Origin of the sequence: Stenotrophomonas sp. WED208, assembly GCF_040984485.1 — a bacterium.
GTDB classification, from domain to species: Bacteria; Pseudomonadota; Gammaproteobacteria; order Xanthomonadales; family Xanthomonadaceae; genus Stenotrophomonas; species Stenotrophomonas riyadhensis.
In genome coordinates this window covers 1927860-1951862 of the sequence record NZ_JAZARB010000001.1, presented here as the reverse complement: position 1 = coordinate 1951862, position 24003 = coordinate 1927860, and the positions used below count along the sequence as shown (strand labels likewise).

At 67.7% G+C, this 24003-nt stretch carries 20 protein-coding genes; 12 read left to right on the top strand and 8 right to left on the bottom strand.

The genetic code is table 11. The features are described from left to right. Positions 1-80: 80 nt before the first annotated feature. Both VPH47_RS08680 and VPH47_RS08675 read right to left on the bottom strand, forming a co-directional pair. On the bottom strand, positions 81-404 hold the full coding sequence (locus VPH47_RS08680; RefSeq protein WP_110712584.1) for a multidrug efflux SMR transporter: 324 nt from the start codon (positions 402-404) through the stop codon (positions 81-83). After that, complete coding sequence (locus VPH47_RS08675) at positions 404-757, bottom strand: SMR family transporter (RefSeq protein WP_010485170.1); 354 nt, start codon at positions 755-757, stop codon at positions 404-406. Before VPH47_RS08675 ends, VPH47_RS08680 begins: the two co-directional genes overlap by 1 nt. A 160-nt stretch (positions 758-917) precedes the next feature. Here VPH47_RS08675 and VPH47_RS08670 point away from each other — a divergent pair, with 160 nt between their 5' ends. After that, positions 918-1769: a LysR family transcriptional regulator gene (locus VPH47_RS08670; protein WP_164161994.1), complete on the top strand. Its 852-nt coding sequence runs from the start codon at positions 918-920 to the stop codon at positions 1767-1769. Positions 1770-1870: 101 nt separating this feature from the next. Here VPH47_RS08670 and VPH47_RS08665 read toward each other — a convergent pair whose 3' ends face one another. Beyond that, a complete protein-coding gene (locus tag VPH47_RS08665; RefSeq protein WP_368850522.1) occupies positions 1871-2791 on the bottom strand; it encodes a M14 family metallocarboxypeptidase in 921 nt (306 codons plus the stop codon). A gap of 131 nt (positions 2792-2922) precedes the next feature. Here VPH47_RS08665 and VPH47_RS08660 point away from each other — a divergent pair, with 131 nt between their 5' ends. The 3 genes from VPH47_RS08660 to VPH47_RS08650 all read left to right on the top strand — a co-directional run bounded on the left by VPH47_RS08660 (position 2923) and on the right by VPH47_RS08650 (position 7657). Next, positions 2923-5004, top strand: a complete 2082-nt coding sequence (locus tag VPH47_RS08660; protein WP_368850521.1) for a TonB-dependent receptor family protein — start codon at positions 2923-2925, stop codon at positions 5002-5004. Positions 5005-5066: 62 nt separating this feature from the next. Next, positions 5067-6839, top strand: a complete 1773-nt coding sequence (locus VPH47_RS08655; protein ID WP_368850520.1) for a chloride channel protein — start codon at positions 5067-5069, stop codon at positions 6837-6839. A gap of 101 nt (positions 6840-6940) precedes the next feature. Next, entirely contained in the window at positions 6941-7657 is a 717-nt protein-coding gene (locus VPH47_RS08650) for an MgtC/SapB family protein (RefSeq protein WP_005409984.1), read from the top strand. 73 nt (positions 7658-7730) lie between these two features. Here VPH47_RS08650 and VPH47_RS08645 read toward each other — a convergent pair whose 3' ends face one another. Further along, complete coding sequence (locus VPH47_RS08645; protein ID WP_368850519.1) at positions 7731-8138, bottom strand: MerR family transcriptional regulator; 408 nt, start codon at positions 8136-8138, stop codon at positions 7731-7733. 63 nt (positions 8139-8201) lie between these two features. Here VPH47_RS08645 and VPH47_RS08640 point away from each other — a divergent pair, with 63 nt between their 5' ends. After that, the gene (locus VPH47_RS08640) at positions 8202-9029 is read left to right on the top strand and encodes a class I SAM-dependent methyltransferase (protein ID WP_368850518.1); all 828 of its coding nucleotides are present in this window, start codon (positions 8202-8204) and stop codon (positions 9027-9029) included. Between the two features lie 85 nt (positions 9030-9114). On the opposite strand, the gene VPH47_RS08635 is transcribed toward VPH47_RS08640, so the two are convergent. The 4 genes from VPH47_RS08635 to VPH47_RS08620 all read right to left on the bottom strand — a co-directional run bounded on the left by VPH47_RS08635 (position 9115) and on the right by VPH47_RS08620 (position 16977). Next, positions 9115-9405 (bottom strand): hypothetical protein, encoded by a 291-nt coding sequence (locus VPH47_RS08635; protein WP_019659952.1) that lies wholly within the window; start codon positions 9403-9405, stop codon positions 9115-9117. Between the two features lie 121 nt (positions 9406-9526). Next, positions 9527-10369, bottom strand: a complete 843-nt coding sequence (locus tag VPH47_RS08630; RefSeq protein ID WP_153855553.1) for an OmpA family protein — start codon at positions 10367-10369, stop codon at positions 9527-9529. A gap of 61 nt (positions 10370-10430) precedes the next feature. Then, a complete protein-coding gene (locus VPH47_RS08625) occupies positions 10431-15761 on the bottom strand; it encodes an ESPR-type extended signal peptide-containing protein (RefSeq protein WP_368850517.1) in 5331 nt (1776 codons plus the stop codon). Between the two features lie 235 nt (positions 15762-15996). Further along, on the bottom strand, positions 15997-16977 hold the full coding sequence (locus tag VPH47_RS08620) for a helix-turn-helix domain-containing protein (RefSeq protein WP_110712594.1): 981 nt from the start codon (positions 16975-16977) through the stop codon (positions 15997-15999). A 688-nt stretch (positions 16978-17665) separates the two neighbouring features. On the opposite strand from VPH47_RS08620, the gene VPH47_RS08615 reads away from it, so the two are divergent. The 7 genes from VPH47_RS08615 to VPH47_RS08585 all read left to right on the top strand — a co-directional run bounded on the left by VPH47_RS08615 (position 17666) and on the right by VPH47_RS08585 (position 24002). Further along, on the top strand, positions 17666-17857 hold the full coding sequence (locus VPH47_RS08615) for a Flp family type IVb pilin (protein WP_049448369.1): 192 nt from the start codon (positions 17666-17668) through the stop codon (positions 17855-17857). 67 nt (positions 17858-17924) lie between these two features. Continuing rightward, a complete protein-coding gene (locus VPH47_RS08610) occupies positions 17925-18470 on the top strand; it encodes a prepilin peptidase (RefSeq protein WP_164161986.1) in 546 nt (181 codons plus the stop codon). After that, a complete protein-coding gene (locus VPH47_RS08605) occupies positions 18467-18943 on the top strand; it encodes a TadE/TadG family type IV pilus assembly protein (RefSeq protein ID WP_110712596.1) in 477 nt (158 codons plus the stop codon). Before VPH47_RS08610 ends, VPH47_RS08605 begins: the two co-directional genes overlap by 4 nt. Before the next feature lie 23 nt (positions 18944-18966). Next, entirely contained in the window at positions 18967-20007 is a 1041-nt protein-coding gene (gene cpaB, locus VPH47_RS08600; RefSeq protein ID WP_368850516.1) for a Flp pilus assembly protein CpaB, read from the top strand. A gap of 18 nt (positions 20008-20025) precedes the next feature. After that, a complete protein-coding gene (locus tag VPH47_RS08595) occupies positions 20026-21384 on the top strand; it encodes a type II and III secretion system protein family protein (RefSeq protein ID WP_110712598.1) in 1359 nt (452 codons plus the stop codon). Positions 21385-21411: 27 nt separating this feature from the next. Next, on the top strand, positions 21412-22668 hold the full coding sequence (locus VPH47_RS08590) for a fimbrial protein (RefSeq protein WP_110712599.1): 1257 nt from the start codon (positions 21412-21414) through the stop codon (positions 22666-22668). Continuing rightward, positions 22653-24002 carry a CpaF family protein gene (locus VPH47_RS08585; RefSeq protein WP_368850515.1) on the top strand — a complete coding sequence of 450 codons (1350 nt, stop codon included), beginning with the start codon at positions 22653-22655 and terminating at the stop codon, positions 24000-24002. The genes VPH47_RS08590 and VPH47_RS08585 overlap by 16 nt, the downstream gene beginning before the upstream one ends. Position 24003: the final 1 nt, after the last annotated feature.

Genomic DNA, 24003 nt, shown 5'->3' with positions numbered 1-24003 from the left:
CAGCACTGGTAGATGCCAACCTGGGTTGGCACAGTGACTCAGCACTGGTAGGCGCCAACCTTAGTTGGCGCAACGATGCATCACTTCGCGGTACTCAGCAGCAGCACCGCAACAGTGACCAGACCGATGCCGACCCAGCCGATCGGACGCAGGCGGTTGCCGAACAACAGGCGGCCGCAGGTGGCGGTACCGATCACGCCGATCGCCCCCCACATCGCATAGGCCGTGGCCAGATCCATGTAACGCACGGCCTGTCCCAGCAGGGCGAAGGCGATCCAGACCATGACGATCGCGCCGACGCCCCAGCGCCAGCGGCGGAAACCTTCCGACTTGGCCACCATCATGTTGGCGGCGACGTCGATCAAGGCCGAACAGATCACGAAAAACAGGGCCAGGGTATTCATCAGTGCGCCTCCCCGAGGGTGACGCAGACGATGCCGACCACCGCCAGCACCAGGCCGGCCAGCTGCTGCAGCGACAGGCTTTCACCAAAGACGGTGAGGCCGACCACGGTCAGCAGGGTCAGGCCGAGGCCCTCCCAGACCGCATAGGCCACGCCAACGGCGATACGGCGCACCGACTGCGCCAGGAAGAAGTAGGACAGCGCCAGCGCGCCGGCCATGATCAGGTAACCGGTCCAGCCGCCATCGCGGGCGGCATGGGCCATGAACGAGGTGCCGACCACTTCGGCGACGATCGCCACGGTCAGGCAGGCCCAGGCGACCAGCGCGCCACGGGCGGGAACAGTACGGGACATGTGAAGCTCCTTGCAGGGCGGGGACCACGCCGCCTCATCAATGGATCCACGCCGAGCGTGGAGGGTCCGGAACGCCCCGCAGACGGGGGCGACGGAAGCCAGTATTATCGTCTTTTACGGTGGTATCAAAATGGATTCCATCGACAGGAGCGATGGATCAATGCCCTACTCCCCTGAATCCCTGCAGGCCTTCGTAGAAGCCGCGGCGCTGGGCTCGTTCTCGGCGGCGGCGCGACGCCTGCACAAGACCCAGTCGACGGTCAGCACCGCCATCGCCCACCTGGAGGCGGACCTCGGCGTCAGCCTGTTCGACCGCAGCGGCCGCTACCCGCAGCTGACCGAGGCCGGGCGCCAGGTGCTCGGTCATGCCCAGGAAATCCTCGCCGCCGATACCCGCCTGCAGCAGTTGAGCGTGCGGCTGGCCGCCCCGGTCGAAGCGCGGCTGACCGTGGCGTTCTCCGACGTCTATCAGCTCGATCCGGAGCAGCGCGTGTTGCAGCGCTTTGCCGAGGCGTTCCCGGAGATCGAGCTGGAATGGCTGGATGCCGAGGGCGAGGACGTGCTCGAACTGGTGGGCAACGGACGCGCCGCGCTGGGCCTGCTGCCACGGCAGGAGCACTATCCGGATGGGCTGGTGGCACGGCCGCTGGCGCATCACAGCGAACTGTCGGTGTACGTGGCGCGCGAGCATCCGCTCGCCAGCGCTGGCCGTCGCGCCGCCGCTCAGCTGGCGCGGCATCGGCAGGTACGCTTGAGCGCCGAAGTCGACCAGGCGCGCGTGGTCACCGGCCTGGCCTGGACCGCCACCGACTACCTGATGGTGATGGAAATGGCCGAGGACGGCATCGGCTGGGCCGAACTGCCGCGGGCGCTGGTGCAGCGCTATGACCGCGGGCGGCTGGTGGAACTGGTACTGCCCGGCTGGCCACGGCGCATCCACAGCGACCTGCTGTGGCGCCGCGACACGCCTCCCGGACCGGCCGCACTATGGTGGGCCGACGCGTTGGGGTGAACCGAAGAAGGGGACGGAGGGGATTAAGTCGTTTGTGCCACAAACGACTTAATCCCCTCCGTCCCCTTTTTCAGTTGCCGGCCAGCGGCCGGCACTACCGGTCAACGATGGGCGAGCGCGTAATCCAGCGCCGAGCACACCGCCGCCACCTGTGCGTCGTTGCACTGCTCCGGGGTTGCGCGCGGGCTGTCCGGGTAGACTTCGGTGGTGGTGGTGTACTTCGCCCCGGTAATGCCGGCGCACAGGCCCAGCTTCACCAGCGGGTACTCGATCACGCCATGGGCCACCACCGGCGAACCGATGATCTCGCCCTTGTCGTCGGCCGGCGCGATGTGGGTGACCTTCTCCACCGCGGCGATCACTGCCTGCTGGAAGGCCGCCTGCGGGTTCTCGCTGTCGTCCACCAGATAGAAGCCATCCGGAATCAGGCCCGGCTCGAACGGCTTGCCGTCGCGCGCCGCCAGCGCCGGGCGGAACTCGCTCTCGTCGCTGTCGGTGGTTTCGTGCAGGTCGATGTGCAGCACGAACTGGCCCTTGATCGGTGTGATCAGCTCGATCAACGCGGTCGACTCACGGGCCGGGCCATCGACGCGGAAGTTGCGGTTCGGGTCGATCGCATCGAAGTTCCAGCGGTTGATGCGCTCGAAGCCCCACGGATTCACGCACGGCGCCACCAGCAGGTTGGCCTTGCCGGCATAGTCAGCAGCGTGCTTTTCGAGGAACTCCAGCGCGCCCATCACGCCGCTGGTCTCGTAGCCGTGCACGCCACCGGTGACCAGCGCGGCCGGCAGCGCCGGGTTCCAGTCGCGGCTGCGCAGGGCGAACAGGGTGTAGGTCTCGCCCGCGTAATCGAGCTGGCCATAGGCCACCTTGTCAAAGCGCGATGCCAGCGCTTCGATGCGCGGCAGCACCTCCTCGTCGTAGCGACGCAGGCGCTGCTGGCGGCCACGCCACACCTCCCGTTCCGCCGCTCCCCACGGCTGGCCAGGGGTTCCGACGGGGTAGAAGGCGGCTTGGGACATGGCAGATCTCAGCGAGTCAGGAAGCAATCGCTCACTCTACCACCGCGCCATCGGCATGACCCGGAGACGCATTCCATTGGCGAATGGAATCAGCAATAATTCTCATTTACGACCTTCCACAACCTGCACCGATGCCCATCAACGCCCTCCGACCGGCCCGCCTGCCCCTGGCCGCCACCCTCGCCCTGTGCCTGCTCCCGGCTGCCAGCGCCTTCGCCCAGGACAGTGCCACCACGCTGGACAGCATCCAGGTCTCCGGCAGCTGGCTGGGCACCGGCCTGCACGACAGCGTGAAGAGCTTCGCTGGCGCGCGCACCGTGGTGGACCGTCAGCGCATCGAAGCCAGCGGCGCGGCCAGCATCGGCGATGCCATGCGCCGCATCCCCGGCGTGCAGGTCACCGACAACTCCGGTACCGCCGGCAGCTCGGTGTCGCTGAACATCGGCGTGCGCGGCCTGACCGGGCGCTACTCGCCGCGCTCGACCGTGCTGCTGGACGGCGTACCGCTGGCGGTGGCGCCGTATGGCCAGCCGCAGCTGTCGTTCGCACCGACCAGCCTGTCCAACATCGAATCGATCGACGTGGTGCGCGGCGGCGGCGCGGTGCGCTACGGCCCGCAGAACGTGGGCGGCATCATCAACTTCAGTACCCGCGCCATTCCCACCGGTGCCGGCCTGCACGGTGAGGCCGGCGTGCGCTACACCGCCTACGACCATGGCGGCGGTGACAACACCCAGTACAACGCCTTCCTCGGCGGCACCGGCGACAACGGCCTGGGCGCGGCCCTGCTGTACTCCGGCCAGGACGGCCGCGGCTGGCGCCAGGGCAGCGATGACCGTTTCAACGACCTCGCGCTGAAGTTCGCCTACGCCATCGACGAGCAGCAGGAACTGCGCGCCAAGCTCTCCTACTACGATGTGCGCTCGCTGACGCCGGGCGGCCTGACCCGCGCCCAGTACGAGGCCGACCCGTTCCAGAACACCCGCCCCACCGACTTCTGGAAGGGCCACCGCACCGGCATCGACCTGGGCTACACCAACACCCTGTCGGCCAACAGCGAGTTCGAGGTGCTGGCCTATTACAACGAAAGCAGCCGTGCCAGCTCGCTGATCAACGCCGCCAATACCCAGCTGACCGTGCAGCCGCGCGACTACCGCGTGCTCGGCATCGAGCCGCGCTATACCCAGCGCCTGCACTGGGGCAGCACGGTGCATGACATCACCGCCGGCTACCGGTTCCTGCGCGAGCGCGGCAACGACCGCAGCTACACCGTCACCCGCCGCACCGGCGCGGCCAGCGCCACCACCCGCTTCGACAACGCCACCGACGCACACGCCTTCTACATCGACGACCGCATCGCGATCGGCCAGTGGCGGATCACCCCGGGCGTGCGCATGGAGTGGATCGACATGGACCGCCGCCAGGCGGGTGGCACGGCGACCTTCAGCAGCCGCAACGACAAGGCGCTGCCCTCGCTCAACATCGCCTACCTGCTGACCCCGCAGCTGACCGTGTTCGGCAACTACACCACCTCGTTCGGCCCGGTGCAGAACATCCAGCTCAATTCGCAGACCGCCAGCAACCCGCTGAACCCGGAAGTGGCCAAGACCACCGAACTCGGCGCACGCTGGCAGGACGGTGCCCTGCGCGCGGAAGTGACCGTGTTCAAGATGCGCTTCGACAACCAGATCCTGCAGGTGCCGGGCATCACCCCGCCAACCTTCCAGAACATCGGCGCCACCGACCACAAGGGCGTGGAGAGCGCGCTGGAGTACCACTTCGCCGAGGACAGTGCGCTGGCCGGGTTGGAGCTGTACGCCAACTACACCTGGACCAAGGCGATCCAGCAGTCCGGCGACAACCGTGGCCTGGACGTGCCGTTCTACTCGCGCGACACCGACAGCGTCGGCGCACGCTATGCACTGGCCGGCTGGACCTTCAATGTCTCCAGCACCCACCAGAGCGGCCAGTTCTCCGATGCGGCCAACACCTGGGCCGAGACCGCCGACGCGCGCGTGGGCCGCGTGCCGGGCGTGCGCCTGTGGAACGCGCAGGTGGCCTGGCAGGTGCCCGGGCTGGGCGACAGCGAGATCGCGCTGGGGGTCAACAACCTGGCCGACAAGCGCTGGTACACCCGCAACGTCGATGGCAACGCCGGGCGCATGGTGGCTGCGCCGCGCACCTTCTACGTGCAGGGCCGCTACCGCTTCTGACGCAGTAACCGCCCGATGCAGTGACGGCGGCGATCACGGTGGCGGCGTATCATGCCGCCACCATGTCATTGCCTGTTTCGCCATCGCGCCTGCATCTGGCCTTCCAGGGCCTGCGCCTGCGCCTGCGCGGCAGCGACTTGTGGTTCATTGCGCTTGCCCTGCTGGTCGGCCTGATCGCCGGCTACCTGACCCTGCTGCAGTCCGGCATCGCACGTTGGCTACAGGGCACCCTGTACGGGCTGGACGACGGCATGCGCCTGAGTTCCCTGCCCTCGCTGACCTGGACCGCGCTGCTGGTACTGCCACTGGGTGGCCTGCTGGTCGGCCTGGTCAGCCTGGCCGCGACCCGGCTCAAGCGGCCCCTGCTCGATGCGGTGGAAGCCAATGCCCTGCATGGCGGCCGCATGTCGATGCGCGACAACCTCATCGTGCTGACCCAGACCCTGCTGTCCAACGGCTGCGGCGCCTCGGTCGGGCTGGAGGCGTCGTATACGCAGATGGGCGCGGGCAGCGGCTCGCAACTGGGCCGGGTGATGCGCCTGCGCCGCAACGACGTGCGCATCCTGGTCGGCGCCGGTGCCGCCGGCGCCATCGCCGCCGCCTTCGGTGCACCGCTGGCTGGTGCGTTCTACGCCTTCGAGATCGTCATCGGCGCCTACACCCCGGCCGCGCTGGCCCCGGTGGCGGTCGCTGCATTGGCTGGCGCATTCGTCGCCGACCAGGCCGGCATCGAGGCCTACCTGCTGCCCGCCGCCTCGACGATTGATGTCGGCGCCGCCGACTACGCCATCTACGGGCTGCTGGGCTGCTGCTGCGCGATGGTCGGCATCGCGGTGATGCGGCTGATCGCCTCGATCGAGGGCGCGGTCAAGCGCAGCCCGTTGCCGTTGTGGGGCCGGCCGGTGGTGGGCGGCCTGCTGCTGATTCCGCTGGCACTGGCCAGCCCGCAGGTGCTGTCGTCCGGCCATGGCGCGCTGCACCTGGACCTGACCACGCATCTGCCACTGATCTGGATCGGCGGCCTGCTGACCCTGAAGTGCCTGGCCTCCGGCATCTCTCTCGGGTTCGGTTTCCGTGGCGGCCTGTTCTTCGCTTCGCTGTTCATGGGCACCCTGGTCGGCGCCTTGTTCGCCGGCCTGCTCGCCATGGCCACCGGCGTGCCGGTGATCGACGCCACCTCGGCCGCACTGGCCGGGATGGCAGCGCTGGCCGCCGCCGTGGTCGGCGCGCCAATGACCATGGCCATGCTGGTGCTGGAAGGCACCCACGACTTCCTGCTGACCAGCGTGGTGATGAGCGCGGTGCTGGTCTCCAGCACGCTGGTGCGGCAGTGGTTCGGCTATTCGTTCTCGACCTGGCGCATGCACCTGCGCGGCGAGACCATCAAGAGCGCCCGCGACGTGGGCTGGGTGCAGAACCTCAACGCCGGCCGGTTGATGCGCAAGGGCGTGGCCACCGCCTCGGCCGACCTCGACGCCGATGCCTTCCGCCAGCGCTTCCCACTGGGCTCGGGCAGCCGGGTGGTGCTGATCGACGGCGAAGGCCACTATGCCGGCATCGTACAGATCCCGCGCGTCTACGGCGACGGCGTGAAGCCGGAGACCGCGATCGGCGAGCTGGCCGAGAACCGTGACGTTTCGCTGTCGCCGGCCGCAGACGTGGTCAGCGTGATGCAACGCTTCGACCAGACCCAGGCCGACGAACTGGCCGTGGTCGCCGCCGACGGCCAGGTGCTGGGCGTGGTCTCCGAAGCCTTCGTACGCAAGCGCTACGCCGAGGAACTGGACAAGCGCCAGCGCGAACTGATGGGCGAGCGCGTCGAGGACGCCGACTGACCCCGCAAAAAGGGGACGGAGGGGATTAAGTCGTTTCTGGCCCCCTCGAAATCCACGTATGGCGTGGATCTACTGTCACCTCGACCGGGTAGACTCCGGCCATGCGCTTCATTGAAACCTTCCAGGCCGGCCCCTTCGCCGACACCGTGGTCAGCCTGCTGGCCGCCTTCGTGCTCGGCACGCTGATCGGCGCCGAGCGCCAGTACCGGCAACGCACCGCCGGCCTGCGCACCAACGTGCTGGTGGCGGTCGGCGCCGCCGCCTTCGTCGACCTGGGCATGCGCATCGCCGGCAGTGCCGAGGCGGTGCGGGTGATCTCCTACGTGGTCTCCGGGGTCGGCTTCCTCGGCGCCGGCGTAATCATGAAGGAAGGCATGAACGTGCGCGGCCTGAACACCGCCGCCACCCTGTGGTGCTCGGCGGCGGTCGGCAGCTGTACCGGCGCGGACATGCTGGCCGAAGGCGTGCTGCTGACCGTGCTGATCATCGCTGGCAACACCCTGCTGCGGCCGCTGGTGAATGCGATCAACCGCATCCCAATCAACGAGGCCGCCACCGAAGCGACCTACGAAGTGCGCCTGAGCGTGGATGCCGAAGCCGTGCCGCGCGTGCGCGAGCGCCTGGTCGATGCGCTGGAGGCCGCGCAGTATCCGGTCGGCGACGTACAGGTGGTCGAGCATGCCGACGCGCCCACCGATGTGATCGCGGTGCTGGTCAGTACCGCCGTCAGTGCCGACGAGCTGGACGTGGTGCTGGCACGGATGGAACACGTGCCGGGCGTGCTGCATGCCACCTGGGAAGTCAGCACCCGCGACTGATTCATCCACGCAGGGCGTGGACCTACCGAGGTCGCGGCGCAGCAGATCCACGCCATGCGTGGATGCTCGTCTCTCACCCACCCGCCATGCGCTGCTGTGCCCGCAGCAACTTGCGGAATGAACCGCACTGCCGCGCGTCCTGCGCTTCCGGGCAGGCCGCCGCACGTTGCAGGTGCCGGCGTACCCGCTGCAGCTGGCTGATCTGTTGCTGCAGCACATCAGCCTGCGCCAGCAGGGCCTCCCGGTCCAGCGTGAGGCATCCGCGCTGCGGCGGCAGCGATGCTCCAATCTGCTGCAGCGACAACCCCGCCGCCTGGCCGAGGCCGATCAGCGCCAGCCGCTCCAGCACCTGTTCGTCGTACTGCCGGCGCAGGCCACGACGGCCCAGCGACTGCAACAACCCGAGCTGCTCGTAGTAACGCAGGGTCGAGGCCGGCACGCCACTGCGCTTGACCACCTCGCCGATATCCAGTTCACGCACGGGCTTGACCTCAAGTGACCTTCAAGCGCCAACCTATGGGCAACTACCCGGCAGGACAAGGCCATGACCAGTACATCCCCCGTTGATCAGAATGCGCTCTGGAATGGCCCAGGCGGCCAGATCTGGGTCGCACAGCAGGCCATTCTCGACGGCCTGTTCCAGCCGATGGCCGACCTGCTGGTGGCCGAACTTCCGGATACCGTCACGCAACTGCTCGACATCGGCTGCGGTACCGGGGCCAGCCTGCTGGCCGCGGCCGCTGCTCGCCCGGCGACACACAGCACCGGCCTGGACATCTCCGCGCCGATGCTGGCGCTGGCCCGCCAGCGCGCCGGAGCGGCAGGACTGGACGCGGACTTCATCGTGGCCGATGCGCAGCAGCATCCGCTGCCCTCCGCGCACTTCGACTGGATCCAGTCGCGGCTGGGCGTGATGTTCTTCGAAGATACCGAGGCCGCCTTCGCCAACCTGCACCACGCCGCAACGCCAGGCGCGGGCCTGCGTTTCATCGCCTGGCGCAGTGCCGACGAGAACCCGTTCATGACCACGGCCGAACGCGCGATCGGCGATGCACTTGAGCTTCCGCCGCGCGTACCCGGCGCACCGGGCCAGTTCGCCTTTGCCGATGGCCAACACGTGCAGCGCCTGTTGCAGGCCGCCGGCTGGAAGGACGTCGAAGTGGTTGCGGTCGACCTGCCCTGTTCGATCGCCCGCGACGAGCTGCCAACCTATGTCGGCCAACTTGGCCCGCTGGGACTGGCGCTGCGCAATCTGCCCGAAGACCGCGCCACCTCGCTCCGGAACAAGGCTGTGGCGGGATTCACCCCGTTCATCGAGGGCGACCGTGTACGCGTGGATGCGGCGTGCTGGCTGGTCCGCGCCCGCGCCTGATACAAAAAAGGGGACGGAGGGGATTAGGTCGTTTCCGGCACTGCCGGGGCAAGAACGACTTAATCCCCTCCGTCCCCTTTTTCTTCTACAGCGCCTCGCCAGCGTCGGCCAGGCGCGACTCGATCAGCGCATACCACTGCTGGAGCACGTCGATCAGCATGTCCAGCTCGGCGTCGGTGCGCTGTGCACGGCCACTGCGCAGGCAGGCCTGGGCCTCCTGCAGCTGGGCCAGGAACCCGGCCACGGTATCGGCCTGCAGGATCAGCCCCGGCAGGCGCCGCCCGGGAATGCGTACCACGGCATGATTGCCGAGCTGGCCGTACACACTCAGTGTGGTTTCCGTCTTCATGGAAAGAGGCAGGAATTGGGCGTTCATCGCGTGCACCATGGAAAACCTGAGCCGCCGGCAGGCGCGGTCAACGGGGGAGACGTAACCACGTCCTGCCGACGGTCAGGGGGGACTCGGGATGCCGGAGCGATGCCCCGGCGCAGGAAACTCAGCGTGGCTGCGCCACCCCGGCGATCTGCACCCGCCGGTTCGGCGCCAGGCAGGCGATCAGCTCGCGACGGTTGCGCTGCTCGCACTGCACGATCGGCTCGGCCGCGCCGCGTCCTTCGGCACTGATGCTGGCTGCAGGCACGCCGCCCTGTACCAGCGCGCTGCGCACGGCGTCGGCGCGACGCTGCGACAGGGTCTGGTTGTAACTGGCACTACCGATCCGATCGGTGTAGCCGGTCACCCGGATCGACTGTACCTGCGCGGCTTCGCGTACCTGCGCCAGGATGCCCTGCACCGCCTGCTGGCCTTCAGCGCTGAGCACCGCGCTGTCGAAACCGAACAACGCATCGGCGGACAGGCGCAACGGCTGCTCCGGCAGCGGTGCCGGTGCCGGTGGCGGTGGCGCCGGAGGCCGCGGCGGGTCCAGCACCGCCGCACATGATTCAGGCTTCCAGTAGCCGCCCTGGGCGATGCCCTTGCTGTCGAAGCGGACCTGGAACTGGCAGGTGAAGTACTCCGCGCCCTGTGCGGTGCGGAAGTTGAACAGGTAGTTCCACTCACGCACGCCCCACATGCCTTCATTGAAATGCGGCGTGCCCAGCAGCGTGTACAACTGCCGCTTGGTCATGCCCGGCGCGAAGCGGCGCAGGTCGGCGACGTCGGGATAAATGCCTTCCTTCAGCGAGGCCTTCGAGGCCTCCGGGAAGTGCACGGCGGTGGCTTCGGCAGGAGCGTCGGCGGCCGGCGCATGGCTGCGGCAGGCGGCCAGCAGGCCCATCCCCAGGATCAGGCCCAGCATGGCGGCCATCTGGCCGCTGCGGGCGATGCGATGCTGTTTCATGTCATTCCCCCTATGGACGTTTGCGCGGTGCCGGGCCGCGCGTGCGGCCCGGCAACAGCGATCACCACTGGATGCCGGCACCGACGGCCACACCGGCCTCGCCACGGCTGTTGGTCGACCCGCTGAACTTGTAGATCCAGCGGCCTCCCTCGGAGACGCCGGAGATGCCCACCGCCACGCCCGACTCGCCGTTGTAGCTGCCGGCCGCGATCGAGGCCATGCTGCGGCCGGCCTCGCTGGGCTGCGGCAGCGCCGCGGTAGCCATCGCCGAAGCGATACCCGCCGAAGCACGGTTGTCGGTCTTGCGCAGGTCGCGCTCGAAGCCGCCCATGCGCTCGTCGGTGTAGGCCTTCGACCAGTCCAGGGTCTGCGCCATGCCCGACTTCAGCTGGTCGACGTTGACTGCATCGGTACCGGCGGTGCCGGCGGCGACGTTGCGCACCGTGGTCGGGCCACTGCTGGTGCTGCCCAGGGTGACGCTGTTGTAGTTGGTCGCGCCGTTCACCGTGGTGTCGTAGCGGATCGTGCCCTGCTGCGAAGCCTGCAGCTGGCGCACGTTGACCGCATCGGTGGCCTGCGAACCGTCGGCCACGTTGACCACCTGGCGTTCGGCGCCGGCGGCACCGACCGAGACCGTGTTGGCCCGGTTCGCCACCGAACCCGCACCCAGCGCCACCGAGTTGTCGGCCTGCGCCTGCGAACCATTGCCCAGCGCGGTCGAGCTGGCACCGGCGGCGGTGGAGCCTGCGCCACCGGCGGCCGAGTTGGCACCGCTGGCAGACGGATCGGCCAGGTTGTTGGTGTTGTTGGCACGGAAGCTGCCGGCCACGTTGGTGATGTTCTGGATCTTCTGGTCGGTGTACTTCTTCGACTCGTCGATGGCGTAGTTCACGCCGTTCTTCAGCTGGCCGACGTTGGTCGCGTCGTACGTATCGGAGCCATCGGCAACATGGGTGATCTTGCGCTCGCCGCCAGTGCTGCCGACCGAAACTTCACCGGCCGAGTTGCTGGCGCCGGTCTGGCCATACGCGCCGGTGTAGCCACTCTGTGCACCGACGCTGGCCACCGAACCGGCACCCAGGGCGACGCTGTTGCCGGCACTGGCGCTGGCACCGTTGCCGACCGCCACGCTGTTGGCACCGGCCGCACTGGCCTGCGGGCCGACCGCTACCGCTTCCGCACCCGCCGCCGTAGCGGCCGCTGCCGTCGAGTTCACCGCCAGGTAGGCACTGCCACCGCCGCCGTTGGTGATGCGCTGGTTGAGGACCTTCAGCGAGCCGTCCACCGCAGTGAAGGCGGCGGTGACATTGTTGTAGTCGCCGCTGGTGAAGGTGCCATCGGTGGCGATGCTGGAGATGCTGAACTTCGGCGCAGTCCACACGTTGGTGGTGCCGTTGTACGCGGTGGTGCCGCCGAAGTAGTTGGCAATGGTGCTGTTCGTGCTGAACAGCTGGTCGCCGGTGATGGCATCGCTGCTGCCAGCCTGGATGCTGCCGGCGGCGACGTTGGTGATCTTCACCGCACCAGTGCCGGCGCCCTTGAGCGTCACGCTGTTGAGTACGTTGCCAGCGCCATCGACGTCGTACTTCACCGCAAGCTTGTCGACCTCGCCGGTCTGGTCGGCAACGTTGGCCAGCGAATTGCTGACCGCGTCGAAAGCCGTACCGACGTCGTTGTAGCTGCCCTTGGTCACGGTGCCGTTGGCGGCGACGTTGTTGATCGAGTAGGTCGGTGCGGTCAGCACGCCGCTGGCGTTGACCGCCGCACCACCACCGAGGTGGGTGGCCACGGCCTGGTTGGCCGCAAACAGCTGGGCACCGTTGATGGCCTCGCTGCTGGTGGCACTGACCTGGCCCGGGCCGAGGTTGCGCAGCGTGGTGGCGGTGCCGCTCTGGCCCAGCGTGGCACTGGCGTAGTTGACGCTGCCGTCGCCGTTGAGGTCATAGCGCAGGGCACCCTGCTCCGACGCCTGCAGCTGGCCGACGTTGACCGCATCGGTGGCGGCGGTACCCGCGGCCAGGTTGGTGACCTGGCGTTCGGCACCGGCCGCACCGATAGACACGCTGTTGGCACGGTCGGCCAGGCTGCCGGCACCCACCGCGATGCTGTTCGCGGCGGTGGCGCGGGCATTGGTGCCGACCGCGATCGAATCGGCGCCACTGGCCAGGGCTTCGGTGCCGGTCGAGTTCACCCGCAGGTACTTGGTGCCACCGTTGCGGATATCGGTGATCTGCGTATTGAGGTTGACCAGCGAGCCGTCGACCGCCGCGAACGCATCGGTGGCGTTGGTATACAAGCCCTTGGCAATGGCGCCACCGGTGGAGATGGTGCTGATCTCGAACAGCGGCGCGGTGAAGGCGCCACTGGCCGGATCAAACGCTGCACGGCCGCCAAAGAAGCTGGCGATGGCGGCGTTGGTCGCGGCCAGCTGGCCGCCGTTGACCGCCTCCAGGCTGCCGGCGGTGACCGCGCCGCCGGCCAGGTTGCCGATGGTGGTGGTGCCGGTGCCCGCGCCAAGCGTGACACGACGGTAGTTCGGGTTGCCGCCAGCATCCAGGTCGTAGGTCACGGCGGCATCGGCCACGCCGTTGATCAGGCTGATCGCGCCCTTCAACTGCGCCACGTTGACTGCATCCGTGTTGACACTGCCGGCCGCGACGTTGGTGATCTGGCGCTCGCCGCCACCGGCGGTGCCCACCGACACTTCACCGGCCGAGACCTGCGGTGCGGTCAGCCCATAGGCGGTGTAGCTGGCCTGGGCCCCGCGCAGCGCAGCGGAGCGATAGCCCAGCGCGACCGAGTTGGCCTGGTTCGAGGTGGCCTCGGCACCGAGCAGGGTCTGCCCGTTGGCCGTACCCACCGCGCTGTCGCCGACGATCACCGAATGGCCCATGCGTGCGGCGTAGTCCGCGGTCGGCACGCCGGTCGGGTTGCTCGGGTCATTGGTGCCTGCACCCGGGAAGGCAACGTTGGCATCGACCTTCGGCAGTTCGTGCCGTGCATTGGCACCGATCACCACTTCCTTCGAACCGTTGGCGAAAGCACCGTCGCCCATCAGCACCTGGTAGTCCTGCGCTGCGTTGACGGCCCAGCAGGAAATGTCGGCCAGGGCGATGTCCAGGCACTTGGCCGCCCACGCCGGCGAGTCCTTCGGCAGCAGCAGGCCGAGCAGTCCACCCGGGTTGCCGTTGTTGATGTTGTAGATGTAGCTGTCGGAGGTGACACCACCGATCAGGGTCAGGTGCGAGCTGCCGCCAGTGACGGCACCGCCCAGGCCATTGAGCGTGCTGCCGACCGGCGACAGGTTCACCACCGGCAGGCCCAGCACGTTGACCGTCGAATAGGTCTGCATCACGTTGGCGTTGCTGAGCTTGAGATTGCCGTTGCTCAGGTAGCCGTTGCCGCCGAACAGGCTGGTGGTGGTCGGCCCGATCAGCTGGCCGACGTTGCCGACCAGCCCGCCGGTGCCGATGATCAGGCCCGCATTCGGATCAGCCGGAGCCGGCGCCTTCGGGCTGGTCGGTGGAATCGCCGAGGGCTTGGTCAGGCCGAGGCCGCTCAGCGTACCTCCGACCAGGCCGCCTACGGCACTGCCGAGATTGCCGATGGTGCCGTTGAGATTGCCGTTGAGCAGGTTGCCCACGGCGCTGCCGACGCTGCCAAGCGTGTTGCCCAGCAGGCCGCCCAAGCCCCCGCTGCTGCCGCCGGTAGCGCCATTGAGCACCCCGCCAACGGTGCTGCCCACCGCGCCCACCGTGTTGTTGAGCGTGCCGCCAACCGCGCTGCCGACGTTGCCGACCGTGCCGTTCAGTGCACCACCGACCGCACCGCCAACGGCACCGACAGTGCCAACTGCACCGTTGAGCGTGCCGCCCACTGCGCTGCCGACTGCACCAACGGTTCCGTTCAGCGCGCCGCCCACCGTACCGCCGACGTTGCCGACCGTGCCGTTCAGTGCACCACCCACCGCACTGCCAACGGCACCGACAGTGCCAACCGCACCGTCGAGCGTGCCACCTACCGCGCTGCCCACCGTGCCAACAGTGCCGTTGAGTGCACCGTCCACTGCGCCTCCGACGTTGCCGACGGTTCCATTCAGTGCGCCACCCACGGCGCCGCCGACGGCACCGACAGTACCAACCGCGCCGTTGAGCGTACCGCCCACTGCGCTGCCGACTGCACCAACGGTTCCGTTCAGCGCACCGCCCACCGTACCGCCGACGTTGCCGACCGTACCGTTCAGTGCACCACCTACCGCGCCGCCCACCGTGCCAACCGTGCCGTTGAGTGCACCGCCCACTGCGCTGTCAACCGTGCCGACGGTGCCATTCAAAGCACCGCCGACTGCACTTCCGACATTACCCACCGTGCCGTTCAGCGCGCCGCCGACTGCACTGCCAGCGGCGCCAACGACGCCGCCTACCAGGCCACCGACACCCAGCGCACTGTTCTGCGCCGCCACAGTGGCCTGGCCCGCCAGCTTGAGGTTGCGGTCGGCCACCACCTCCTGGCCGTCCGGTGCCTGTACGCGTACCTTGCCGGCCACGCCGGCATCGAAGGCGGCGGTGATCGCACGATCGTGGGTCTCGCCCGGCAGCTCTTCCTTGGCCGGCAACGTGACCGCCGCCGTTGCCCTGGCCTGGCCCCGGCCATCGACCTGGTGGCCCGCCACCTTCAACTGCGAATCAAGCGTGCCGTCAACCGAGGCCTTCAGGCCAGACACGGAGCCGGCGGATGCGCCGCTGATGGCGGCCGCCGCCTTGGCCCCGGCATCGATCGACGCCACCTGGCTGCCGGCGACACCGACATGGGCTTTCGCCCGCGCATCCGCAGCGACAGCGAGCGGCGCATGTGCGGACGGCGCAACCTGTGCCGCCAGCGATGCATCAACCTTCGCGCCATTGGCAGCCGCGTGACCCAACCCTACATTGGCACGGACATCGGCCGCCAGCGCCGGAACGGCAACTTGCTTCGGCGCGGCGTTCGCACCCAGCTTCACCTGCACCGTGGCCGGCAGCACGTCGCGCACCACAGGCAACGCGCTCGTGCTCAGCTGCAGGCCGACACGCGCATCAGCGCTGATTGCCGGGGTGCTCTGCGCCTGGCGCGAGGCGGCGGCCAACGCCACTTCGGCGTCGACCTTGACCGGCATCGGCTGCGCGTACTTGGCTGCGAGCGCCTGCAGGTCACGCAGCGATTGATTGGATTCGGATGCTCCCGCATGCCCGCTGGCCAGCGCGCACAGCAGGGCCAGGGCCAGAGCGGTGGGCATCAGCAGGGCACTGCGCGGATCGCGGGCGGCGCTGCCGCCGCTATCGCCGGTGGCCAGTTCCGAGGCCACAACCAGAGCATTGAGCTGGCGGTTCCATACACGCCGGTAGATGCGGTTCATGAGCATTTCCCCCGTAGGCGAACAACTGGAATGTCAGTGGACTTGCCGTTAGGCAGGTGACTGACATTTCAGCGTTTGCAACGGCGGCTGCGCACTTCATTCCGGCACGGCAATCGCGCATTCCGGCAAATCCACGGTCGGAATCGGCAGCCGGTTATGCAGAAGCGGCAACCATATCGGCAAGCGGATATGCAATTCCGGCAGGAACTGCCGGGAAACCCTTACGGGGCCTGGATCAGGCGGGCTGGCCGATCTGCGCGGGCGCGCGCATCAGCGTGTCACGCGGCAGCTCACCGAACACCTTGCGGTAGTTGTCGGCGAAACGCGACAGGTCCCACAGGCCACAACTGAGGGCGATGGCCTTGACCGAACGGCGGCTGGAATCGGCCATCGACAGGCTGCGGCAGGCAGCGCACAGGCGCAGCATCGACAGGTAGCGATTGGGCGAGGTACCGAACAGATCCTCGAAGGCGTAGCGCAGGCCGCGCTCGCTGACGCCTGCGGCATCGCAGATCTCGTTCATGTAGATATTGCGGCGCAGGTTGAGCCGCATGAAATTCTCCGCCCGCTGCGCGATCAGATAATGGGTGCGCCGTGCACGGCTGCATCCAGGCCGGTCTGCAGCACCGGCGCCGAGCAAAGCCTGCACGTGTTCGTGCAGCAGTTTCTCGGTTTCTTCCGGCTGCAGGTTCGCACCCTGCCCCAGTTGCAGGTGGAGCTGCTGGTAGTGCTGCGCAAGAGGCGTGCTTTCGCTGGCGAGATTGAACAACGACAACGCCTGGCCCGCCGGCGGCGTACTGCGAAGGCTCAGTTCGGTCAGCTTGCGTTGCACCCGCGCAACCGGCACCAGCATCAGGGTCATGTGCGTGCCCGGGCTCAGCGTGAACTCGCTGATGCCTTCCGGCATCACTGTCAGCGCCATGCCGGGGGTAAGCGGTACGCCGTGGCACCAGCTCAACGTTTCATCCGTTGCGTGCAGATACCCCAGCATCGCCCAGTCCGGTGGCAGCATGAAACGACCACGGCAATGGAACCCGCAGCTGATGCTGCAGAACAAGGCCTCTTCATGTACGCGCGACGCGAAGGCTGCCCGAGGGCCGTTGCCATCGAGCAGAAGCAGTTCGACATCACATACACGAAGCACGCCGCTCAGCGTCGCCAGGTCGATCGACCGCAGGCCGCTGTCGTCGCTGTCTCCTACCCCACCATCGACCATGACAGTGTCGTCCCCCCGTTGATCCGCCACACGGCGCGACCCCCACTGCCTGACAGGGCCACGCCATTCCAGGAACCGCCGCTGCTGCCGGGGCGGACGCGGCCAATGCCACGCAACCGCCCAGGAAAATACGAGAGCTTGAATACGAGTATGCCCGATAATCCATCCCGGTAAACCCGCAAGCCCCCGCTGAAGAAAACAGATACACAGGTGAAGAAAATGTCCCTGCCACTGGCACGGTTTTCGCATGCGCCGGCAGGCGGAATCACATTATCTGCACGTCGATGAATCGTTTTGCCAGGGAACGGATTTTCGTCACAGAAACCGACTGAAGTTTTAAGGTCCGACGATTTTCTGCCGAATTTGCATATAGGTTCCGGTTGCAGCCGGCCGCCATTCAGGCAAAGTCGATAACACGGTGATCCGGTCTTTGATAATGACCGCACCCAGGGGGACAGCATGACCATGCACGTATCGCTCGACACGTCGACCACCGGCCCCGCGCCGCGCGGTCGCGGTTGCGCGAACGACGTCCCACCTGGAGACAATCACCCTGCTTGAGCACAGCGGGTCCATCCCGCCGTGCCTCCTCCGCCAGGATGTGCGGAGGCCCACGGACGATCCCGGCGGAGCCGGGCCACCGCCCAACAGGTGTCCTGTAGCAGACAGGTAGAGGGAGACAAACGTCATGAACGCATCGATCCGCAAGTTCCTGAAAGAAGAAGATGGCGTCACTGCACTCGAGTACGGGCTGCTGGCCGCTGTGATTGCAGGTGTGCTGATCGCGCTGGGCAGCACGCAGATCCAGACGTTCTTCAGTACGCTCTTTGAGAATCTCACCAAGCTTGCCAACAAGGCATCAGGCACCACACCCGCCTGAGCCGCGTCCCAGGCTGGATCAGGGACAACAGCTGCTGACCGTCCACTGACGGACGATGGAGTGTGCGATGACACTGCTGGGATTGCTGGCCATCGGTGTATGCCTGCGGATCGTGATCAGCGATCTGTACGCCCGCCGGGTGCCCAACGCCTGGCTGCTGTCCGCGTCCGTCATCGCCATCGTACTGATCATCGCCGGCCAGTTCAGCGCGCCGCGCCTGCCGTGGGCTTCCCACGTTGCCGGCGCGGCGCTCGGCCTGGTCGCGCTGCTCCCGTTCTACGCGTTTCGCTGGATGGGCGCTGGCGACGTCAAATTCTTCTCGGTGCTGGGCCTGATGCTTGGCTGGAAAGCGCTGCTGCCGATCTGGATCGTCGCCAGCCTGGCGGCGGGCGCACATGCCGCACTGGTGCTGGTGTCGCGCCGGTTGGGCCCGGTACTGCCCATCGGCCTGCAGGCCCAGATGCACCGGGCGAGTTCGCAATGGCATTCGCACCCGGCGCTGCGCGGGATGCAGAGCGCCCGCCAGGGACGCCAGGGCATTCCCTACGCCGCCTACCTGGGAGTGTCCGCCATCGCTTGGGTCCTCATCAGCACGTACGGAGGTGTGGCATGAACATCCACAGTCCACGGCAGCAACGCGGCGTGGCCAGCATCGAGTTCGCATTGATGCTGATGCTGGGCCTGCTGCCGCTGCTGCTGTTCACCTTTTCCGGGGTCATGATCATGGCCGCGCAGCAGACCCTGGCGACGGCCTCGGCCGAGGGCGCGCGCGCCTCCCTGCGCTACGGCACCGCCAATGAGCGCCGTACTGCAGCCTGCGTCGCGGCCCGCAGCTCGATGCAGTGGCTGCTGAACTTCTCGGGACAGAGCGTCGACTGCAGCAACGGGGGCAGCAACGCCATCACCGTATCCGCTCAGGCCCCCTGCGCCGGCCTGGCCACGGCCCAATGCATGACCGTGACGGTCAGCTACGACTACGCCAGCCATCCCTTCCTGCCCGGCACCGCCACGCTCTACAAGTGGGTGATGACGGCTCCCATCCGCAGCATCGCGGTCGCGCAGCTCGACCTCGGCAGCGGCAACTGACGATCGCTGAAGGAGACGGTTCCATGCTCAAGTTGACCCGCATCGCCGCCGTCGCCCTGATCGGGCTGGCCGTGCTGCTGGCGGTGATCGCATTGATGATCGGGCACAAGCAGGCCACACCTGCCGCGGCCGCACCGGTCGCGCACAGCGAAGCGCAGGCGGTCACCGTGGTGGAAGCGGTCGCACGCCTGCCTGCCGGCGAGCCGATCAGCGCCAATGGGCTGCGCCTGGCGCAGCGGACCACGGCGGTTGCCGGTGCTGCCAGCAGCATCGCCGCGGTGGTCGGCAAGGTGCCGGTGCAGGATATCGCTGAAGGCACTGCGATCAGCAGCAGCGCACTGGCCCAGGGCTTCTCGCTGCAGCTTCGCCCTGGTGAGCGCGCGCTGGCGGTACCCGTCGACGAACTGGTCGGTGCCGGCAACCGCATCCTGCCGGGAGATTTCGTCGACGTCTTCCTCAACCTGCGCAACGCCCAGCCCAACGCCATCGGTCCGGCCGAAGCGGCCCAGACCCGCCTGCTGCTGTCACGCCTGCGCGTACTCAGCTATGGCCAGCAGGATATCGCCCCGGTTGCCAGTGATGCCGTCGCCAACACTGAAGGCGACACCCGCAACGATCCACGCGCTGCCGACATCACCGGCAACAGCAGCAACCACGCTGCGGGCAATGAAGCCACCCAGCCAGCGCGCAGCGCCGTGCTGGCCGTACCGGTGGCCGATGCCAACCGTCTGCTGCTGGGAGCGCAGCAGGGCAAGCTGTTCCTGGCCCTGCGCAATCCCGCCGACACCGGCCTTCCCGACCTCGCCCTGTTCCCCCAGGCGCGCGGCGTGATCGATCCGCTGCGCGGCCTCGACGCAGAACAGCAGCTCGCGCTGCAACGGCCGGAGAACAACGCTTTCGCAGGCATCGACGGCGACGCGCTGGCCGGTCGCGGCAACGCGCCTGCCCGCAGCACCCCGGATGCGCCCGCCCGCGCCCCGGCGCCTCGACGCAGCGCGCCACGCGGGTCCGCCGGCATCGAGATCATCCGCGGTGACAGTTCCACCCCTCGTGGTTCCCTTTGACCTGCATCGAGCGCATCCATGACCCAACGTCGCCACCGCCCACACCCCTCTCCCCGCCAGCGTTGGCTGGCCCTGCTGCTGGTGCTGCTGGCTCCGGCAACGAGTGTGGCCGCCGACGATCTGGTATTGCAGGCGCGTGAGCAACGCCCCTGGAACCTGCCGGCTGATCTGGAGCGGGTTGCCATCGCCGATCCCGGTGTCGCCGATGTCGTGATGCTGCGTGGGCGGCGCCAGGCATTGCTGGTCGGCAAGGCGCCGGGCACCACCACCCTGCTGCTCTGGCACCACAAGCAGGCCGAGCCACAGCGGTTGCAGGTACGCGTGCAGAGCGCGGTGCAGGGCGCGGCCGACGCCGGCACCAGCGGGCTGATGTTCACCCAGCAGGACAGCCAGGGCCTGCTCCAGGGCAGCACCGACAGCGTGCTTTCGCACATGCAGGAACAGAAGACCGCTGCCATGGCGCTGGGCAAGGATGGCCTGCTTGCCGACGCCTCTACCGTCAACAGTGGCGGCGTGGTCCAGGTCGAGGTCAAGGTGGTCGAGTTCAACAAGACCGCGCTGAAGCAGATCGGCATCAGCTTCCAGAACCGCAATGGCAACTTCGCCTATGGCTTCGCCCGACCTGGCGGCCAGCTGCCGGGCAATACCGGCATCCTGCCCGGCATGAAGGAAGGCAACTCCGGCAATGAAGCCGAATCGCCCATTTCCTCGGCCTTCCGCCTGGTGTTCGGCTCGACCAAGGGCCTGTGGAACGCCGATGTCGACCTGCTGCAGAGCAACGGCATGGCACGCGTGCTGGCCGAACCGACCCTGGTCGCCCTGTCCGGGCAGAGCGCCAGCTTCCTCGCCGGTGGCGAACTGCCGATCCTGGAGCCCCAGGGCCTTGGCACCACAACCATCACCTACAAGCCGTTCGGCATCGGCCTGACCGTGACCCCGACGGTGCTGGCCCCCAACCGCATCGCACTGAAGGTGGCGCCGGAAGCCAGTGATCTGGACTACAGCAACGCCATCGCCCTCAACGGCGTGCAGATTCCATCGATCACCACGCGCCGCGCCGACACCACGGTCGAGCTGGGCGACGGTGAGAGCTTCGTGATCGGCGGCCTGGTCAGCTCCAACGTCGTTTCCAACGTCGGCAAGATCCCGCTGCTGGGCGACCTTCCGATCATTGGCTCGTTCTTCCGCAACTTCGACTACAAGCGCCAGGACAAGGAGCTGGTGATCATCGTCACGCCACGGCTGGTCCAGCCGTTGGCCCGCAACACCGAGCTGCCGCTGCCTGGCGAGCGCGAGGCCAAGCCGCACCTGCCCGAATGGGGCGCGTGGCTGCTTGGCCCGATCAGCCAGGACCCGGTACCCGGCTTCTCACGCTGATTCCATGATGCCTGCGATACCACGCCCATGCCCTACGCCACCGCCCAGCCGCTGCATCCGCAAGGACCACCGATGAACCTGGTCCTGTACGGAATCGATCGCGAACTGCTGCCCCGGCTGGCGGCAAAGCTGCCGCCGACCACCACCCTGCACTGGCAGGACAGCAGTACCCCGACCTCTGCACAGGACCTGCAGCGAGGGCCGCAGAGCCTGGTGCTGCTCGACTTCCGCCCGGAGCATGCGGCCGCCTCAAGCGTGCTTGCACAGCAGCTGCAGCAGACCGAACCGGACCTGATGCTGGTTGCAGTCGGCGCCACCAGCGCAGGCCAGGTGGAAGGCGTGGTGATGGCCCTGCGCGTTGGACTGCGCGACGTGCTGGACCTGGACAGCGACAATATCGGCATCGAAGCAGCGTTGCGCCGGGCGCTGTCGCCACGGCCGGCCGCCGCAGCACAGCACGCGCACAAGGCACGCTTGATCGTGCTGCTGGGCGTGCGTGCCGGCGTCGGCACCAGCACCCTGGCCGCGCACCTGTCGGTGCTGGCACAACAGACGCGCGCGCTCGCCCAGGGCGAGGCCCTGCAGCAGGATGGCCTGCTGATGGAGCTGGCACAGCCTTCAGGCGATCTGGCGCTGTACCTCAACCTGGACAGCCGCTTCCACTACGAAGACGCACTGCGCAACGCCAGCCGCATTGATGCCACCCTCGCCCGCACCGCGATGGCACGTCACGATTCCGGGCTGGTCCTGCTGGACCGTGCGAGCGGTAGCGATGCGGTACCGCCGTCCGATCCCGGCGCGCTGCTGCAGCGCCTGCGCGGCGTCTTCGCCAGCGTGTTGTGCGATGCCGGTGGCTGCCCCTTGCGGCAGCTGCCACCGCTGCTGTTGGACCAGGCGGACGAGATCTGGCTGGTCACCGACGCTTCGATCGCGACCCTGGTGTCGCTCGACCAGGCCCTGAAGCATCTGGCCGGGCAACGCGAACGCGAAAAACGCCTGCAGCTGGTGATCAACCGCCACGACGACAGCAGCGGCATGAGCCCGGAGCAGATCGCGCGCCGCTTCGAGGTGCCTCTGCTGGCCACTCTGCCTGAGCGCCCGCGCGTGCGCCTGGCCGCAAGCCAGGGCCACCTGCTGCTGCAGGACGCGCCGCGCGACCCCTATCTGCGTGCCCTCGCCCCGCTCGTCTCGCGCCTGGACCCGGCGGCCTGCCCGGTCCAGGCGCAAGGCCTGCGGGAAAGACTCTCCCTTGCCCTGGGTGGATCGCAATGGAAGACAAGGTAACCCCGTTCCCGCATGCCGCCACCCGCCCGGTGCCGCCCGACAGTACACCGGGCCACCAGCCGTTCGCGCAGACCGAGCAGTACCAGAAGGTGCTGTCGGCCGCACATGAGCACCTGCTCAACAGCATCGAGGACGAGCGCATCGACATCGATTCCTGGGCCCCTGACACCATCGCCCGCTGGGTGCAGGTGCAGACCGTGGGCTTCATCCAGGAATGGCGCATTCCGATCAACGAGGAAGAGATGCAGGTGGTCGCCGAAGGGCTGGTCAAGGAACTGACCGGCTTCGGGCCGCTGGACGACCTGCTGCACGATCCGTCCATCGAAGACATCCTGATCAACGGCTTCAAGGACGTGCACGTCTCGCAGGGCGGCCAGCTCAAGCGCGCCACCCAGCGCTTCACCGATGACACGCACCTGCTGCGCATCCTGCGCCGCATCCTGGCCCCGCTCGGCCGCCGCCTGGATGACTCCAATCCGATGGTCGATGCGCGCCTGCCCAATGGTGGCCGCCTCAATGCGATCATCTCGCCACTGGCGGTGGACGGGCCGATGGTCTCCATCCGCAAGTTCCGCAAGGATCCGTTCACCCCCGACGAACTGTTGGCCAAGGGCACCTTCGATGCGCCGATGCAGGCCTTGCTGAAGGCCATGGTGCTGGGCCGCTGCAACATCCTGGTGTCCGGCGGCACCAGTTCGGGCAAGACCTCGCTGCTGAATGCACTGGCCAGCTACGTGCCCCCGAACGAGCGCGTGATCACCGTCGAAGATACCGCCGAACTGTCGCTCAACCACCCGCATGTAGTACGGCTGGAAAGCCGCATCGGCGGCGCCGAGGGCCACGGTGCGGTCAGCATCCGCGACCTGGTCCGCAACAGCCTGCGCATGCGCCCGGACCGTATCGTGGTCGGCGAGGTACGTGGCTCCGAGGTGCTGGAAATGCTGCAGGCGATGAACACCGGCCATGACGGCTCAATGGCCACCATCCATGCCAACTCGCCGCGCGACTGCCTGTACCGCATCGAGATGCTGGCCGGGTTCGCCGGGTTCCAGGGCAGCGAGGACAGCCTGCGCCGGCAGATCGCCAGTGCCATCGATTTCATCGTGCAGATCTCGCGCCTGGGCAGCGGGCGCCGTGTGCTGGTCTCGATCACCGAGATCACCGGCGTCAGCGACAACCTGATCACCACCCAGGAGATGTTCCGCCACGAGCTGCAGATCGACGGCAGCGGCAAGGAGACCGATCGCTGGATCGGGCTGGGCTTCCATCCGCATTCGCACAAGCTGGAGCCGTTCCGCCAGCAGCTGCGCGAATCGTTGTACGGAGACTTCTGAG

Bases quoted from the DNA above. Each gene is read 5' to 3' on its own strand.
- VPH47_RS08680 (WP_110712584.1), bottom strand. From the start codon at position 404: ATGAATACCCTGGCCCTGTTTTTCGTGATCTGTTCGGCCTTGATCGAC.
- VPH47_RS08675 (WP_010485170.1), bottom strand. From the start codon at position 757: ATGTCCCGTACTGTTCCCGCCCGTGGCGCGCTGGTCGCCTGGGCCTGC.
- VPH47_RS08670 (WP_164161994.1), top strand. From the start codon at position 918: ATGCCCTACTCCCCTGAATCCCTGCAGGCCTTCGTAGAAGCCGCGGCG.
- VPH47_RS08665 (WP_368850522.1), bottom strand. From the start codon at position 2,791: ATGTCCCAAGCCGCCTTCTACCCCGTCGGAACCCCTGGCCAGCCGTGG.
- VPH47_RS08660 (WP_368850521.1), top strand. From the start codon at position 2,923: ATGCCCATCAACGCCCTCCGACCGGCCCGCCTGCCCCTGGCCGCCACC.
- VPH47_RS08655 (WP_368850520.1), top strand. From the start codon at position 5,067: ATGTCATTGCCTGTTTCGCCATCGCGCCTGCATCTGGCCTTCCAGGGC.
- VPH47_RS08650 (WP_005409984.1), top strand. From the start codon at position 6,941: ATGCGCTTCATTGAAACCTTCCAGGCCGGCCCCTTCGCCGACACCGTG.
- VPH47_RS08640 (WP_368850518.1), top strand. From the start codon at position 8,202: ATGACCAGTACATCCCCCGTTGATCAGAATGCGCTCTGGAATGGCCCA.
- VPH47_RS08635 (WP_019659952.1), bottom strand. From the start codon at position 9,405: ATGAACGCCCAATTCCTGCCTCTTTCCATGAAGACGGAAACCACACTG.
- VPH47_RS08630 (WP_153855553.1), bottom strand. From the start codon at position 10,369: ATGAAACAGCATCGCATCGCCCGCAGCGGCCAGATGGCCGCCATGCTG.
- VPH47_RS08625 (WP_368850517.1), bottom strand. From the start codon at position 15,761: ATGAACCGCATCTACCGGCGTGTATGGAACCGCCAGCTCAATGCTCTG.
- VPH47_RS08620 (WP_110712594.1), bottom strand. From the start codon at position 16,977: ATGGTCGATGGTGGGGTAGGAGACAGCGACGACAGCGGCCTGCGGTCG.
- VPH47_RS08615 (WP_049448369.1), top strand. From the start codon at position 17,666: ATGAACGCATCGATCCGCAAGTTCCTGAAAGAAGAAGATGGCGTCACT.
- VPH47_RS08610 (WP_164161986.1), top strand. From the start codon at position 17,925: ATGACACTGCTGGGATTGCTGGCCATCGGTGTATGCCTGCGGATCGTG.
- VPH47_RS08605 (WP_110712596.1), top strand. From the start codon at position 18,467: ATGAACATCCACAGTCCACGGCAGCAACGCGGCGTGGCCAGCATCGAG.
- cpaB (WP_368850516.1), top strand. From the start codon at position 18,967: ATGCTCAAGTTGACCCGCATCGCCGCCGTCGCCCTGATCGGGCTGGCC.
- VPH47_RS08595 (WP_110712598.1), top strand. From the start codon at position 20,026: ATGACCCAACGTCGCCACCGCCCACACCCCTCTCCCCGCCAGCGTTGG.
- VPH47_RS08590 (WP_110712599.1), top strand. From the start codon at position 21,412: ATGCCCTACGCCACCGCCCAGCCGCTGCATCCGCAAGGACCACCGATG.
- VPH47_RS08585 (WP_368850515.1), top strand. From the start codon at position 22,653: ATGGAAGACAAGGTAACCCCGTTCCCGCATGCCGCCACCCGCCCGGTG.